General features: G+C 43.8%; 15 protein-coding genes. 8 read left to right on the top strand and 7 right to left on the bottom strand.

Annotated features, from left to right (window positions below):
* Nucleotides 1-185: 185 nt before the first annotated feature.
* Nucleotides 186-794 (top strand): hypothetical protein, encoded by a 609-nt coding sequence (locus ACE1CD_RS14060; RefSeq protein WP_374797498.1) that lies wholly within the window; start codon nt 186-188, stop codon nt 792-794.
* A 118-nt stretch (nt 795-912) separates the two neighbouring features.
* On the opposite strand, the gene cobO is transcribed toward ACE1CD_RS14060, so the two are convergent.
* Together cobO and ACE1CD_RS14050 are read right to left on the bottom strand one after the other, a co-directional pair.
* Nucleotides 913-1,581, bottom strand: coding sequence for a cob(I)yrinic acid a,c-diamide adenosyltransferase (cobO, locus tag ACE1CD_RS14055; RefSeq protein ID WP_374797496.1), 669 nt, complete (start codon nt 1,579-1,581; stop codon nt 913-915).
* 71 nt (nt 1,582-1,652) lie between these two features.
* Nucleotides 1,653-1,955, bottom strand: coding sequence for a hypothetical protein (locus tag ACE1CD_RS14050; protein ID WP_374797494.1), 303 nt, complete (start codon nt 1,953-1,955; stop codon nt 1,653-1,655).
* A gap of 252 nt (nt 1,956-2,207) precedes the next feature.
* Here ACE1CD_RS14050 and ACE1CD_RS14045 point away from each other — a divergent pair, with 252 nt between their 5' ends.
* The 5 genes from ACE1CD_RS14045 (at nt 2,208) to ACE1CD_RS14025 (ending at nt 7,499) form a co-directional block, all read left to right on the top strand.
* Complete coding sequence (locus tag ACE1CD_RS14045; protein ID WP_374797492.1) at nt 2,208-3,038, top strand: ferritin-like domain-containing protein; 831 nt, start codon at nt 2,208-2,210, stop codon at nt 3,036-3,038.
* 28 nt (nt 3,039-3,066) lie between these two features.
* Nucleotides 3,067-3,594, top strand: coding sequence for an O-acetyl-ADP-ribose deacetylase (locus ACE1CD_RS14040; protein ID WP_374824853.1), 528 nt, complete (start codon nt 3,067-3,069; stop codon nt 3,592-3,594).
* Between the two features lie 188 nt (nt 3,595-3,782).
* The gene (gene speY / locus ACE1CD_RS14035) at nt 3,783-4,973 is read left to right on the top strand and encodes a deoxyhypusine synthase (RefSeq protein WP_374824850.1); all 1,191 of its coding nucleotides are present in this window, start codon (nt 3,783-3,785) and stop codon (nt 4,971-4,973) included.
* A gap of 95 nt (nt 4,974-5,068) precedes the next feature.
* A complete protein-coding gene (locus tag ACE1CD_RS14030) occupies nt 5,069-5,926 on the top strand; it encodes a Uma2 family endonuclease (RefSeq protein WP_374824847.1) in 858 nt (285 codons plus the stop codon).
* 298 nt (nt 5,927-6,224) lie between these two features.
* The gene (locus ACE1CD_RS14025) at nt 6,225-7,499 is read left to right on the top strand and encodes an inorganic phosphate transporter (protein WP_374824934.1); all 1,275 of its coding nucleotides are present in this window, start codon (nt 6,225-6,227) and stop codon (nt 7,497-7,499) included.
* Here the strand turns inward: ACE1CD_RS14025 and ACE1CD_RS14020 are convergent.
* Nucleotides 7,468-7,776 carry a hypothetical protein gene (locus ACE1CD_RS14020; protein WP_374797482.1) on the bottom strand — a complete coding sequence of 103 codons (309 nt, stop codon included), beginning with the start codon at nt 7,774-7,776 and terminating at the stop codon, nt 7,468-7,470. The genes ACE1CD_RS14025 and ACE1CD_RS14020 overlap by 32 nt on opposite strands.
* A gap of 279 nt (nt 7,777-8,055) precedes the next feature.
* On the opposite strand from ACE1CD_RS14020, the gene ACE1CD_RS14015 reads away from it, so the two are divergent.
* Nucleotides 8,056-9,660: an EamA family transporter gene (locus tag ACE1CD_RS14015; RefSeq protein WP_374824844.1), complete on the top strand. Its 1,605-nt coding sequence runs from the start codon at nt 8,056-8,058 to the stop codon at nt 9,658-9,660.
* A gap of 235 nt (nt 9,661-9,895) precedes the next feature.
* On the opposite strand, the gene ACE1CD_RS14010 is transcribed toward ACE1CD_RS14015, so the two are convergent.
* On the bottom strand, nt 9,896-10,378 hold the full coding sequence (locus ACE1CD_RS14010) for a helix-turn-helix transcriptional regulator (protein ID WP_374797478.1): 483 nt from the start codon (nt 10,376-10,378) through the stop codon (nt 9,896-9,898).
* Nucleotides 10,379-10,506: 128 nt separating this feature from the next.
* Here ACE1CD_RS14010 and ACE1CD_RS14005 point away from each other — a divergent pair, with 128 nt between their 5' ends.
* The gene (locus ACE1CD_RS14005) at nt 10,507-11,577 is read left to right on the top strand and encodes a ParA family protein (RefSeq protein ID WP_374797477.1); all 1,071 of its coding nucleotides are present in this window, start codon (nt 10,507-10,509) and stop codon (nt 11,575-11,577) included.
* A 221-nt stretch (nt 11,578-11,798) separates the two neighbouring features.
* Here ACE1CD_RS14005 and ACE1CD_RS14000 read toward each other — a convergent pair whose 3' ends face one another.
* From ACE1CD_RS14000 to ACE1CD_RS13990, 3 genes are all read right to left on the bottom strand, one after another.
* The gene (locus tag ACE1CD_RS14000) at nt 11,799-12,164 is read right to left on the bottom strand and encodes an aspartyl protease (RefSeq protein ID WP_374797476.1); all 366 of its coding nucleotides are present in this window, start codon (nt 12,162-12,164) and stop codon (nt 11,799-11,801) included.
* Nucleotides 12,161-12,478: a hypothetical protein gene (locus tag ACE1CD_RS13995; protein WP_374797475.1), complete on the bottom strand. Its 318-nt coding sequence runs from the start codon at nt 12,476-12,478 to the stop codon at nt 12,161-12,163. Before ACE1CD_RS13995 ends, ACE1CD_RS14000 begins: the two co-directional genes overlap by 4 nt.
* A gap of 134 nt (nt 12,479-12,612) precedes the next feature.
* Nucleotides 12,613-13,806 (bottom strand): tyrosine-type recombinase/integrase, encoded by a 1,194-nt coding sequence (locus ACE1CD_RS13990; protein WP_374797473.1) that lies wholly within the window; start codon nt 13,804-13,806, stop codon nt 12,613-12,615.
* Nucleotides 13,807-13,913 lie beyond the last annotated feature (107 nt).

Raw genomic sequence — 13,913 nt, 5'->3', positions numbered from 1 at the left:
AACATAGCCAATTTAGGGAAGCAAGAGAAAGTTTTTGCATCCGAGTTTCCCAAAGCTTTCTTTGGGAATAAAGAAAAAGTCTCAGTTGAGTTAACTGCACTTTTTAAAGCTTTCGACAAGTCTGAATTAAAACATATTTCCGTTTTAATTGCAATTCATCAGGGGTAGCTGCGGTGTTAAATTTTATGAAACATTCTTTTTTACAATCCCGTCACCAGCAAAAGTATTTGCGAGTCCCACTCGCTGGGTTAATGCTGATGGCCAGTCTTGTCAACGGTAACGCCAGCGCCGTACTGGCCAACGCTTCCGAAATGACTGTCACACCAGAAGAACAGCAATTTGTGGAGGCTAAGTCAGTATCTCCATCTGAGGAAGCTACTGCTACCACTAGGGGAACTGGATCGTTCAAACAGTTGGCTGATGGAGTTTACTTGTATGGTAAGTCTTCGCAGCCCGAACAGATCGGTCAGGAATATATGGTGTTTGAGGTACGGGATGGGCAAGCGATCGGCGCTTTCTATATGCCTAGCTCCGAGTTTAGTTGTTTTCGAGGCACCCTGCAAGCACAGCAGCTGAAAGTGAGTTTAGCTTCTCCCGATGCAGAAATAGCTCAGGAAAGTCCGGATGAGCCACAAGAGTTTCAACCTGTAGCTGTAGGAAGCACTTCTTCTGACAACAGGTTCGATGCTGTCACCTTTCCCTTAACGGTAAAACTGCAAGACTATCACCAGATTACCAGCGTTAGCGAAAACGACCAACGCATTTTGAGTATGTGTAAAGCCAACTATCATTGACACTCTCCCGCCCGAGCTAACGCTATAACGGGAGATGAATTGCAACATTAAGATAAATTTTGGATTTTAGATTTTGGATTTTAGATTGAATCGAAAATCTAAAATCCAAAATCTAAAATTAATATTCGATGCCCGGTTGAGCTTTGACGCTTTGTTCGCGAAACGGATGCTTGATAAGTGTCATTTCTGTCACTAAGTCGGCTCGATCGATTAAAGCTCGCGGTGCGCCTCTGCCAGTTAGGATAACATGGGTTTGCTCTGGTTTTTGTTCCAGTCCGGCGAGAACATCCTCGACTGTCAAGTATCCCAGCTTCAAGGCGACATTGAGTTCATCGAGAAGCACCAGTTTATATTCAGGATTGCGGATAAAGGTTAACGCCTTTTCCCACGCTTGGTGAGCTTTCTCAATATCTCGCTCTCTATTTTGAGTTTCCCAAGTGAAGCCTTCTCCCATCGCGTAAAATTCTAGCAGGTCGGCCCAGCGACTGAAGGCAGCTTTTTCGGCAGGTTCCCAGGCTCCTTTAATAAATTGTACGATCGCCACCCGGTAACCGTGACCGAGCGATCGCAGCACCATCCCCAAAGCAGCCGTAGTTTTCCCCTTGCCATTGCCAGTGTGAACAATTATTAAACCCTTTTCTATTGTTCTGTCAGCTAGCCGCTGTTCTTGCACTTCCTTGCGTCGCTGCATCTTACGCTTGTACTGTTCGGATGTCAGCGATATGTCTTCCTCCGAGTTACTGGCTTCTGGGATTTCGTTCCGATCGAGATTGGTAGTATTTTTCATTAAGCTTAAAACAACAAAATTGCCTTGGAGAACTTTACCTAGTAAGTTCTCTATAGATAAGATATATTATCTCATCTGAGCCATGTAAAATCCCAAACAGTTCCATCGTCCACTTCTTCACTCACACGCGCCATATCGCCTCGGTAATTATTATTGATGTCAATAGCTTTTTCCTTCAAACGCTGCGGGACATAGGACAAATCTACAGGTAGTCCGTGCGCTAGAAAAAATTCAGCTAGTTGTTCCGAATGAATATAAATACCTTCTGCGTGCAACCGCCGCAAAATTTCCCCAAAAGAGTGCCAATTTTCTTCGGGATATTGCTGAGATGGTTGACCTTCACCTATTTTGAGCGAGCGGGGTTTCTTGAGCATAGTTGAGAATTGCTTAAATTAAGCAGGAATCTTGGCCAAGTCCAATCTCTTCTAGACTGAGAAAAACTTATTTTACACTATTTTTCTATTTTTTTCAGCTTTATGCCGTTTTTTGGCCATCTATGACTCCTTTTCAGTAGTGGGTCGCCCGCTTTCTGTTGCGGAGATTTTATTTCTGTTCCAACCAATCGGGAAAGGCGGATTTTTACGTAGTAGTAATACGAAACTGCCAAAACTGGAGACAAAAACGCAATGACGACCCCTACAAAATTTGGGCAGAAAGCACAGGACTCAATTAGCGATAAATTATTTGACAACAGCCTTATAGAAGCAATTCCTGCAACAAGCAGGCATAATTTTAGCAAAACCTCAACAGAATGGTTAGAATACTTTCGTTTCAATCGTGAAAATCTGCTACCCATTCCTTGGGAACCTTCCTATCGACTCAGCGATATAGAAAAAACAAATATTTCTAACTCTATCCGCAGCTTTCAATTAGGTGAAAGTTCCGAAGGTACTAATTTATTAAAAGCCGCCCGTGCCTACGCTGCTGTATCTGGAGATAGTGTTTATGTGGAAAGCTTAAAACTTTTTATTGCGGAGGAGCAACGACACGCCGCAGATTTGGCTCGATTTATGAAACAACAGGAAATTCCTCTAGCACAGCGTCACTGGACAGATACAATATTTCGCAGATTGCGAAAATTGGTCAACTTAGAATTGGCGATCGCAGTTCTGTTAACAGCCGAATTGATGGCTTTAGTTTATTATAAAGCATTGGCAGATACTACGCGATCGCCAGCTTTAAAACAGCTTTGCAAACAAATTTTACGAGATGAAAACGAACACATTTATTTCCAGTCCGAGCAGTTAGGAAAAATACGATATCGCCGCTCAACTTGGCAATTATATTGTACAGATATGCTACATCATCTGTTTTTCAATGCTACCCTATTAGTGGTTTGGTTAGATCATTACAAAGTTTTTCGTGCTGGCGGTTATACCTTCAGCCGCTTTTCTCAGGAGGTTTGGATTGAATTTGATAATGCTATTCGGATAATGCACCCAAAAACCACAAAATAGGCCAAGTCAGATACTCTGAGAATCCAAAATGCTAGAAAATAAAATGGCAGTTATCGAAGGGGATATTACCATACAACAGGTCGATGCGATCGTCAACGCCGCTAATAACTCCTTACTGGGTGGTGGTGGCGTAGATGGGGCAATTCACCGCGCCGCCGGATCGGAATTGTATGAAGAATGTAAAAAATTGAATGGTTGCGAAACAGGCGATGCTAAAATCACCAAGGGTTACAAACTACCCGCCAAATGGGTAATCCATACAGTAGGCCCAGTTTGGCAAGGTGGTAATTATCAAGAGGATGAGTTATTAGCCAGTTGTTATCGCCGATGTCTGGAACTGGCGGAGGAAAACAACGTTCACACGATTGCTTTCCCAGCTATAAGCACTGGTGTGTATGGATTTCCCCTAGAACGAGCGACAAAAATAGCTATTAAGGAAGTAAGCTATTTTTTGCAGCGAAATAGCTCGATCGAACAAGTAACCTTTGTTTGTTTTAGCAAAGCAGCATACGAATGCTACTTGAAGGTGATGAAAGAAATAGGGGCTATGAGCTAGGGTAAGAAAACTCATCAACGAGTCTTTACAACTCATCGACAAGTCTTTTATACTCAAGCGCGAGTTAAATAAACTGATGGACGAGTATTTTTTTACTCATTCCTAAAAATTATTCCCCAGTCTCTACTCTCTCTTTTCCCCTAGTCCCTAGTCCCTAGTCCCTAGCCCCTTCTTTTAGGAGTGCCAAAATGTCAAAAAAGTCCGGTCGCAAAATCGCACCCGCCCCCATACCCAAAGAAATTGGCGTGGTCGATTTAATCGATAATTATTTTACCGCCTACAACTCCGCTCGATTGCGAGAAATCTGCCACCTACTCAGTCGCGAAGTTTTCCAAGAAGGTGTGACGGTGGGAGTCAGTCTTTCCGGTGCGATGACACCCGCCGGGATGGGAGTCGCTGCTTTAGCGCCGCTAATTCGCAACGGCTTTATTGACTGGATAATCAGCACTGGTGCTAATCTTTACCACGATATCCACTTCGGTTTAGGTTTTGAACTGTTCGCCAGCAGTCCGTTCCTTGATGATATCAAGCTGCGGGAAGAAGGTACAATTCGCATTTACGATATTACCTTTGGCTACGATGTGCTGCTGGAAACCGATGCTTTCATCCGCAAAGTTCTGCAAGCGGAAGAGTTCCAGAAGCGAATGGGAACCGCAGAATTTCATTACCTGTTGGGTAAGTATGTGCGGGAAGTAGAAAAACAACTGGGAGTTAAACATTCCTCCCTGTTGGCGACAGCTTACGAGTGCGGAGTGCCCATCTATACTTCCTCTCCTGGAGATAGCTCGATCGGCATGAACGTAGCCGCGATCGCATTAGAAGGTTCTCAGTTAGTATTAGATCCAGCCTTGGATGTCAACGAGACAGCTGCGATCGCATATTGCGCCCGCGAATCCGGTACAAATGGAGTAGAAGGCAAAAGTGCAGCGGTAATTATCGGCGGCGGTAGTCCGAAAAACTTCCTGTTGCAAACACAACCGCAACTGCACGAAGTATTGGGATTGGAAGAACGGGGTCACGATTACTTTGTGCAAATCACCGATGCGCGTCCCGATACAGGCGGTTTATCCGGTGCAACGCCTAGCGAAGCAGTTAGCTGGGGTAAAGTCGATCCCGAAGAATTGCCCAGTACAATTGTTTGTTACACCGATAGTACGATCGCCGTACCCATCATCACCGCCTACGCAATGAATCAGTGCGAACCTCGGCAACTAAAACGATTGTACGATCGACGGGGAGAAATGATGGAAAAACTCATCACCGATTTCAACAAAGCGAAAACTAAATCACCTGAAGAAATTCCCGCCGCCGTAGCAGATATTGCTGGAGATCAACCTGTTGCAACTTCTCCAACTGGTAGATTGATTCCCAATTTGTAGGTTGCTGACAACTAAAGTCGCCCCTATACAAACAAAGCCCGCCTGCGCGGGCTTTATCGCTTATACTACTAATTAATATGTCTCGGAGGTTCACTGTGACTGGCTTTCCTCAGCAAATTCCCCAGACAGAACCGCCTCTCCCTGCTAAGGAGACACTGCCGACGATGTACGATTTGCCAAGTGAAAATGCGGAGGAACCTGGTTTGCCTGACGAGTTTCATAGTTTGCAACCGCAGTTGCTTTCTCGCACCCTACGGTTGACAAATTACCCGCCCTCGCGCATCTTTGCCGGCTCCGATCTAAACTTGTACTATGATGTGAAAAATCCCCTGTGGTACAAACGTCCCGACTGGTTTCTCGTCTTGGATGTACCGCGTCTTTATGAAGGTACGGATTTGCGTTCTAGTTACGTCATTTGGCAAGAAGGTGCAAATCCATTTTTAGTCGTGGAACTGCTATCGCCGGGAACAGAAAAAGAAGATTTGGGAGAATTGGCGCTACTAGATGAAGAGAATACTTCCGAAGTACATAGCACTCAGGAAAGTAACGGACAACATAGTAGAGAAATACCGCCGAGAAAGTGGGATGTTTACGAGCGGATTTTGCGAGTACCTTATTATGCCGTATTCAGTCGCTATAGCGATCGCCTGCGGGGATTTAAACTAGATGGTGGGCGCTACCGAGAGCAAACTATAGATACTGAAAATCCTCAGTTTTGGATTCCCGAACTAAAATTGGGATTGGCAATCTGGCAAGGAGAATTTGAAGGAATTAGCCGTCGCTGGTTACGCTGGTATGACGGGGAGGGAAATTGGTTACAGACAGACGCAGAACTAGCATTTGCAGAGGCGGAACGAGAACGACAAAAGCGACTGGAATTAGCTGCTAAGTTAAAGTCGCTTTCTTCCGAACAGTTAGCAGCTTTGGGAATCAGCCTTGAGGATTTGGAATAGCTGAAAGATTTTTTCTGCAATATTCGTAATACTTTGAATACTTTGAGATTGAGCCTTAACAGCATTTGCCACACCTTGAACGGCTTGAGCAATTTCAGATTTGGGAGAATTATCCCAAGAAAAATCTACAATGTCTTTAAAACAAATTGAGGCAAGAATTCGATTTGTAAATATATCGTCTCGCTCCTACTTTACATCTGGGTTCATCTGAGGTTCAAAATATTATTCCCTCCATAGCTAGAACACCCCCACATCCCGCAGCAGATAAACTAACCATGTGTCTATCCATACTGACGACATGATAATTCTCGTCGCCTTACTCGCCTTCTACCTCGCCTGGAACTTGGGAGCAAACGACGTTGCCAACTCGATGGGAACTTCTGTAGGCTCCAAAGCTGTCACCCTGCGGCAAGCGCTGATCATAGCTGGGATCTTGGAATTTACGGGTGCGGTACTATTTGGCGGTGAGGTATCCGAAACTCTCGCAACGGAAATTGTCAACCCATCTACATTCGCTTCAACGCCACAGACTTTGTTAATCGGGATGGTATCTGTACTGATATCCTGCGGTTTGTGGTTGCAAATTGCTACCAGTTTGGGGTTGCCAGTTTCGTCATCTCATGGTGTGGTGGGTGCGATCGCCGGTTTCAGTTGGATTGCTGCTGGTATCCATTCGGTAGACTGGTCATCAATTGGCACGATCACCATTGGTTGGGTCTTAACCCCAGTTATCAGCGGCAGCGTAGCAGCACTTTTTTACAGTATTGTCAAGCGCTGGATACTCGATCGCCCCCATCCCCTGCAACAACTGCGCGAGTGGATACCTTGGTTGAGTGCAGCATTGTTGAGCGTGTTTGGCGTCATTGTGCTACCAACCCTAACTCAACCAGTACACGCATTTCTAACGAACCGCTGGGGACTGACTCTCCCCGCCCACGATATCACGCTGGCAACAGGTGCGATCGCAGCCGTTAGCCTCTCCTTGGTTAGTTGGCGACAGTTGGAGAGCGGGGGAGCGGGGGAGCGGGGGAGCGGGGGAGAATCGAAAATCTCAAATCCGGTAGAGCGACAATTGGGACGATTTCAAGTCCTCAGCGCTTGCTTTGTCGCCTTTGCTCACGGTTCCAACGATGTCGGGAATGCGATCGCCCCCTTAGCTGCGATCGCCTACATTCGCCGCACCGGTTCCGTTCCCTTGGGCGACTTCAGCATTCCTCTCTGGATTTTAGTTCTCGGCGGTTTGGGAATCGTCGCCGGATTAGCCGTTTTGGGTAAAAACGTCATTACCACAGTCGGAGAAAATATTATTCCCCTCCAACCGAGTGGCGGTTTTTGCGCCGAACTGGCAACCGCCACCACTGTTTTGCTCGCTTCCCGACTCGGTTTGCCCGTCTCCACCTCTCACGCCCTCGTCGGCGGCGTCATTGGCATCGGTTTGGTACAAAACTGGCGATCGATCCGTATTAGCACATTACGAAGCATTGCGGGGGCATGGGTAATCACCATTCCCATTACTGCCAGTCTGGGCGCTATCATCTTTGCTATTGCTCGTTTGCTTCTACCTCAGTTATAGTAAGCGGCAGGGGTAAATCGGTCTTGCGGTTGCCGCGATTCGGATATCCCCTCTCTGGCAAAAGCTTCCAGGCAGCAGCATCAGCTGCCCAGTTGCAGAATATCCGCTCTCGCACAAAGCATTGGGCAAAGTACCAGTTATATACTTGCTTCCAAGCGGTAGGCCACTGAGCGGTTTCGTCCGATTTTTGTAAATCGCGGACTTCATCTGCTAAAGCGACAGCATAACGCTGGAAAATGGCATCTAATTTCGTAAAGTGTTCTTGAGGTGAAAGCAATTATTTAAACCTCTAACTGCAAATAAGCGATCGCAAAATTCTAAATCTATAAGTACCAGAAAAACTTCCACGCGGTTGTGCTAGGAAGGAGAAACATAATATATCTCAAAAGCGTCATGTAAACATATTCTTCAGAAATTCGTAAAAAATTATTTAAATACTTAAGGTTATTTAATTACAATTTGAGGCGGCATTTGACAAAATACTTAGGAATACCCATAAAAAAGCAAGTAGCAATCCACGTTATTTGATAGCCAATTGACAAGAGGATAGACTCTAATGGGGCAACTGGACAACCAAGCAGAAGCTCAGGGTGGAAACAACCCGCAGGCAGCACAGGACGCGCTGAAGGCCCTGACCGAGCAGCTGCAAAATCTCAAAGAAAGTTTGATCTTGGAGCTGAATCAGGAAGTCACGCAGTTACAGTCGCAGAAAAGCAGCCTTTCCGCCGATATCGAACAGCTGCGATCGCAGTATCGGGACTTGCAATCTCAGCAGCAGGTACAGCAACTTGCGGAAGTACTCGCCAGCCATCTGCAAGAGCAATTGCGGCAGCAAATTATCTCGTCGGGCACCGGTTCTGCCCAGCTTCCCAGCAGCTACAACGATAATGCCTACCGCCTGCTTTCATCCCTCGATTCCACCCTCAGCACCACCTTAAAAACCCTGCAACAGGATATCAGCAGCTATCAAAGCGCTCTATCCCAGCAGCTCGGTCGGATGCACAGCCTCGAACAGCAAGGAGAAGCAATTTTAGAGGCACTGGTAAGTCGCATTAAGTTCCAGCTACAGCAAAACACCCAGCCCAAGACGATCGGGCCAATGGAACAACCGAGCCCAAGGCCAGCCGTGCAGCCTGCCACCGCACCTACAGCTGCACCAACTCAGCCCAGCAACTTTGTGACAGGGGTGACCCTTATTTTGATTTCTTCTCTGATGTTTTCGTTGCAAAACGTTATTGTCAGAGTAATTTTGAGAAAGCAAACGATATTTGGTCTAACTGAACTGGGAGGATTTATTTCTGCCAGTCCGGGAAATTCCCTGTTAATTTTGGCGATGCGAATGCTGTTTGTCGCGCCGATCATGGCTTTTATCGTAGCACCGTGGCGTTATAGCAATACGTGGCGCGATATCAAACAACTTGGCAATCGGGAACAGCGCGGCAGGCTTTTGAGCGTCATAGGCAGTGGCTTCTTTCTGTTCGTATCTCAATTTTTCATTTACATTGCTTTAGGCAATATTCCAGCTGGTGTTGCTACCACAATTTTCTTTATCTATCCCACGGTTACCATTCTCTTAGCTTGGTTAATCTTTAAGGATAAACCGACTTTCCTTCTCATCTTGGCAACGGTCTCAATTTACATCGGCGGCTTTTTGACCATTCCCAACCTGACAGCAGGGGCTAAAGGTAACTATACACTAGGAGCAATCACAGCGATCGTATCGGGGATAGCTTTTGCAATTTACGTGATTCTGATCAAAGTCAGTAAAATGCACCCCATCCCCTTTAGTGTCGTCAACTTCACAACCATATTGTTCTTGTCCGCCTTTGTGCTGCCATTTGGCAGTTTTGTGCCATCGTTAGCATACAAGGTCGATCCCAAAATGTGGCCCACTCTCTGGATAGGAGCCTTAGTTTTAACAGTTACTTCCTTAGTTGGCTACCTACTCAATAACATAGGCGTACCGATGATTGGGCCTGCCCTTGCCTCCGTTGTGGGTGCGAGTGGCCCTGCTTTAACAGTGGTCTTAGCTTTGTTGATCATCAATGAAAAGTTAACTCTCCTGCAAGTACTCGGTGTTGTCCTTGTAACTGTGTGGGTACTTGGCATTAGCGTAGAAAATACAAAGCCAAAACCACCCGCTCAACCCGCGAGAAGATAACTTTCAGCTAAACTTAAAACTGAACTATCAATGATGAGGACTGAGTGTAATTTAACTCAGTCCTTTCTCATATTAAAGTAAATTGTAGGTTGGGTTTCGCTGTCGCTTAACCCAACACCAGAAACCTTTTTGGGTTTCGTTACCTCCAGCCAACAACTTGATTCTGTAAGAAAAACAGATGCTGGAATGTGTCTCTAAAATCGGCTGGCTTATATTAATCTCTTCTTCGCTGATATCAAACCTTACCGTTAGTATCTATTTCTTCCATCTTGGGAATTTCTGAAGGTTTGGAGGCTACTATCCGCAAGTTAATGTCAACGATTACTTTATGTTTATCAATAGTTATATTCGCTCTTTTTATTAAAAATTCTAATGGTAAACAATCACTTGATTCAAATTCAGCAGAAGACTGAGTTTTATATCCAGCTTCTTCAAGCCATTCATTAACATTTCTCCAATTTTCTATCTTTTCATCACTTTTACCTACAAGGTTCTTAACATACTGATACAAAGTATTACACAGGTCAACTCCAACTCCTTTGGGACTCTTATTCAGCTTTTCAGCTATTTCAGCGGGACTGTAGCCACAAAGCAACCCCCGCAGGTGCTGCTTCTCCACTGGTGTCAAACGCTTACCCTTGGCAGATGCGAGGTCTGCGTATAAGGTTTCCAAGTCCCACTCATTTGCAGCAAGGGCGAACAGCTCAGTAGATGTCATTTTCGGAAGCGCTAAAAAATTATCTAACCTAATCTTAACATAATGGCTAATCTATATTAAGTCACAGATACGAATAGTTTGTTTATACTAATATCCAGACATTCAAATATGACAAGAGAAACACAAGCATGACTAAAAAAATAATTTCCATGTTTAATAACAAAGGTGGAGTAGGAAAAACAACTATCATCTGGAATCTAGGGGTTGCACTGGCAGCAGCAGGAAAAAAAACTCTTTTAATTGATTTCGATCCACAATGCAATCTTTCTATTGCAACTATTGGCTACGAAGAGTTTGCTAAATATCTTGAAACTTCAGAGGCCAACCCTTTTGGTAAAACCATAAGATCTTATGCACAACCTTACATTTACCAGATGGAAATTAAGGAAATATACTTAACTCGACCAAAATATCAATTCAACGAAAATACAGGTGACGAAGCAAACCAACTGTTAGATATTGTACCAGGTGACTTCTGGCTCAATAGTTTTGCTGACATACTAACGGTTGGAACAGACGTAGTAAGCGGAGCAGGATTATATAGATTTCTCGTACCTTTGCTACTGGTTAATAAACTTGAGGAAAAATATGAAAAAAGTTATGATTATGTATTAATCGATTTACCCCCATCATTTAATACTCTTGTGCGTTCAGCTTTATATTGTTCAGATTATTTTCTAGTTCCCTGTACCCCTGACCTATTTTCTGCATACTGTATCGGTCTGATTGGAGAAGTATTACCTAAATTTGTTATTGATTGGAAACAAGGCCAAACTCGTTTCACGGAATCAAACCCATACGATCAACTCATACCATCCAAGGGAAAACCTAAGTTTGGAGGCTGGATTTTTAATGGCTTTGATACAAGGAAAGGAAAAAAACTAGGAGCAGATAAATACCAATATGAGAAAATTTTAAACATAATCAAAAATAAATTAATACCTGCGTTAAAGAAAGTTGAGGATTATGAATGTATTCCTGAATTTGTAAATGTTGAACCAATATCAAGTATTGAAGACCTAAATGTTATGGCTCCTGACAGCATAGGGCAAAATGTGCCAATTAAATACTTATCGACAAGAAAACCGACAAGAGATGCAATAAGTTCGGGGGCGTGGACTCCTAATCAGACTAAGTTGATGCAGGAAATGGATAAACAATACGATCGTTTAGCGAAATACATAATCGAAAAAATGTAGTTGTAATAATTAAACTTAAATGCAATAATTTTTTACCATTTTGAGTAGGAGATTTACGCCTACTTTCAGTGATGGTAACTAACCATAGAGCGAGGAATAACCTTGCACGATATCGCCCATTCTCTCTCTATCCAAATCAAAGTCCGATCGCACTCTTAATTCACCACTAAGAAACCCGGTTTCTCTAAGAAACCGGGTTTCTGAAGTCAGCGCGATCGCACCTACCCCAATGTCAGCACCCCCGCCGGAAAATCTGACACCAGTCTTTTTATTTGTAACCAATACACACCTAAGAGAATATCTGGCAATTCATCTCCACCTAAAACTGAAATTGCAAACTCCTCTCCATCAAAAAGCACATTTCCTTCATAAAGATTAAACCGTGCTTCGCCGCGAGCAGTCTCCATATTTCGTTGTTGGCTCTGAAGAAGCCACCCCAAACTCTCTGCATCTTGGTTATCAATTGCTAGCCAGCCTGTGAAACCTGTGTCTAGAAGTGCTTTAACTGTAATAATATCACCATCAGCAGCAATCAAATCAATTTCAAAAATTAACTCACCCTTATTGTTAAACTCGCCTGAAATCATATTCTGCCGCAGGCTCCAGTTTCATTGAGACGCATGATCAGGCTTTTGGTATGTGGGTATTTCTCACGAGTCTTTTGTATTGCAGCCATTTCATCTGCGTCTATAAAATAGTCTCCACTCTCAGGCTCAATCACAATAAACCAGTCGTAATGCTCGTTAATTAGTTCTGGTTTAACTCGCTCAAAGATTGACCGACAGCGTTTGGCAAATGCTTCGTCTTCAGCTTGACGACGCGCTTTTTCTTCTGGAGATAGTTGTCGTTCTGGGAATACTCTTCCTCGCCGTGCTGTGCGATTTGAAGATAACTGTGTCATTTTTGTTTATCCTGCTAAACAATCAATGTTTGATTTCTATTATACGTTAATTTGAATTGAAGGCGAGCGCTCATTTCTCCTCTAGCTAAATTAGAAGCGATCGCCCGATGGCTTGAATATCTACAAGCCCAAAATTAAAATTCAGGAACTTGTACTTGCCTAAGTGTACCCGCATAATGCGTCATAATTATCTCAGGTGAATTTCCTACCCATTTAGCAATTTGGACGGGACTTACCCCAGCTTCTATACATTGGGTAATAAATGTATGGCGAGTATTGTATTGAGGACGATAACGCTCTACTTTGCCTTCTTTCACTAAACAAGTAACTATACCCTCTTGATATTTGCCGTGTACTTTCGTGCCTTTCCAACACATAGCATTAAAAGTGTGAGCATTAATTTCTTTCCCTGTTAAAGATGGAAATACCAATGCTTCTGGCTCGCAATTTTGCAGTTTAATTGCCTGCAATAACTTTTGCAATTGAGCATTACAGGGGAATTTCCGAGACTTGTGAGTTTTGGTATCCTTACGAATTTTTTGAGATGAAACGCATACCACCGCCTCAGAAAAGGTGATTTGCGAACAGCGATCGTTGATATGTTTCCATTGCAAAGCTACAGCTTCAGAAGTACGACAACCTGTTGCAAACAGAAACCTTACAAATGGTGCGTAGTGATTGTATGTAGGATGTTGTTCAAAAGCTTGAATAATTGCGTCGCGTTCCGCTGGCGTAAAAGGGTCTATGTCTTTTTCTTTATCTTCTCCTAACTTAATTTTTTCAGGCATTCCCTTGAAGGGATTTTCCCTAATGAGTGAAGACTCGCAAGCCCATTTACAGCAGGCATTTAACTGGGTTATTATTTGCTTGGTCGTATAAGCAGAATTGTGTTCGAGTAGGTAATCGCGAATTGCCGTAGCATCGCTTACTTGTTGAAAGGGAATTTTTTTGATGTGACTGGCTATTCTCTGGTAATTCAGTTTTAGTGTGGTTTCAGCTATCTGAGGCTTTCGGTATTCCGTGTACTTATCCCACAATTGTACAAGCCCGATCGCATTCTCCCTGTCTTGCATTTCCTCTGTTTTTAACAAAACTAGATGAGATTTTGGTTTATACTTGGCTAGAGTAGAATCAAAACACCCATTTAGGATGTCTAGCTCAATTTCGCTTGCCTTTTCTTCCGCTAACTTGCGACCTTGTTGGGTATCGGCAACTTCCAGGGAAAAATAATGACGCTTTTCCATATAACTGAAGCGAATCTGTAACCGATTATTGCTGACGATAACCGCTACCGAACCTTTGCTGTGACTCGCTTTTGCTTGTGTCATTATTAAAAGTGGTGTAATAACTGCTGTGCCTTAAATTACACCACTTTTACACCAGTTCGTAGAATAGTGCATACAGAACTTCCAGTTAAACTTGAAGTCCTGAGAGT

The organism is Aerosakkonema sp. BLCC-F183 (assembly GCF_041929145.1).
Taxonomy (GTDB): Bacteria; Cyanobacteriota; Cyanobacteriia; order Cyanobacteriales; family Aerosakkonemataceae; genus Aerosakkonema.
Note: the sequence above shows the minus strand (reverse complement) of the source record. Positions and strands in the feature narration are given on the sequence as shown.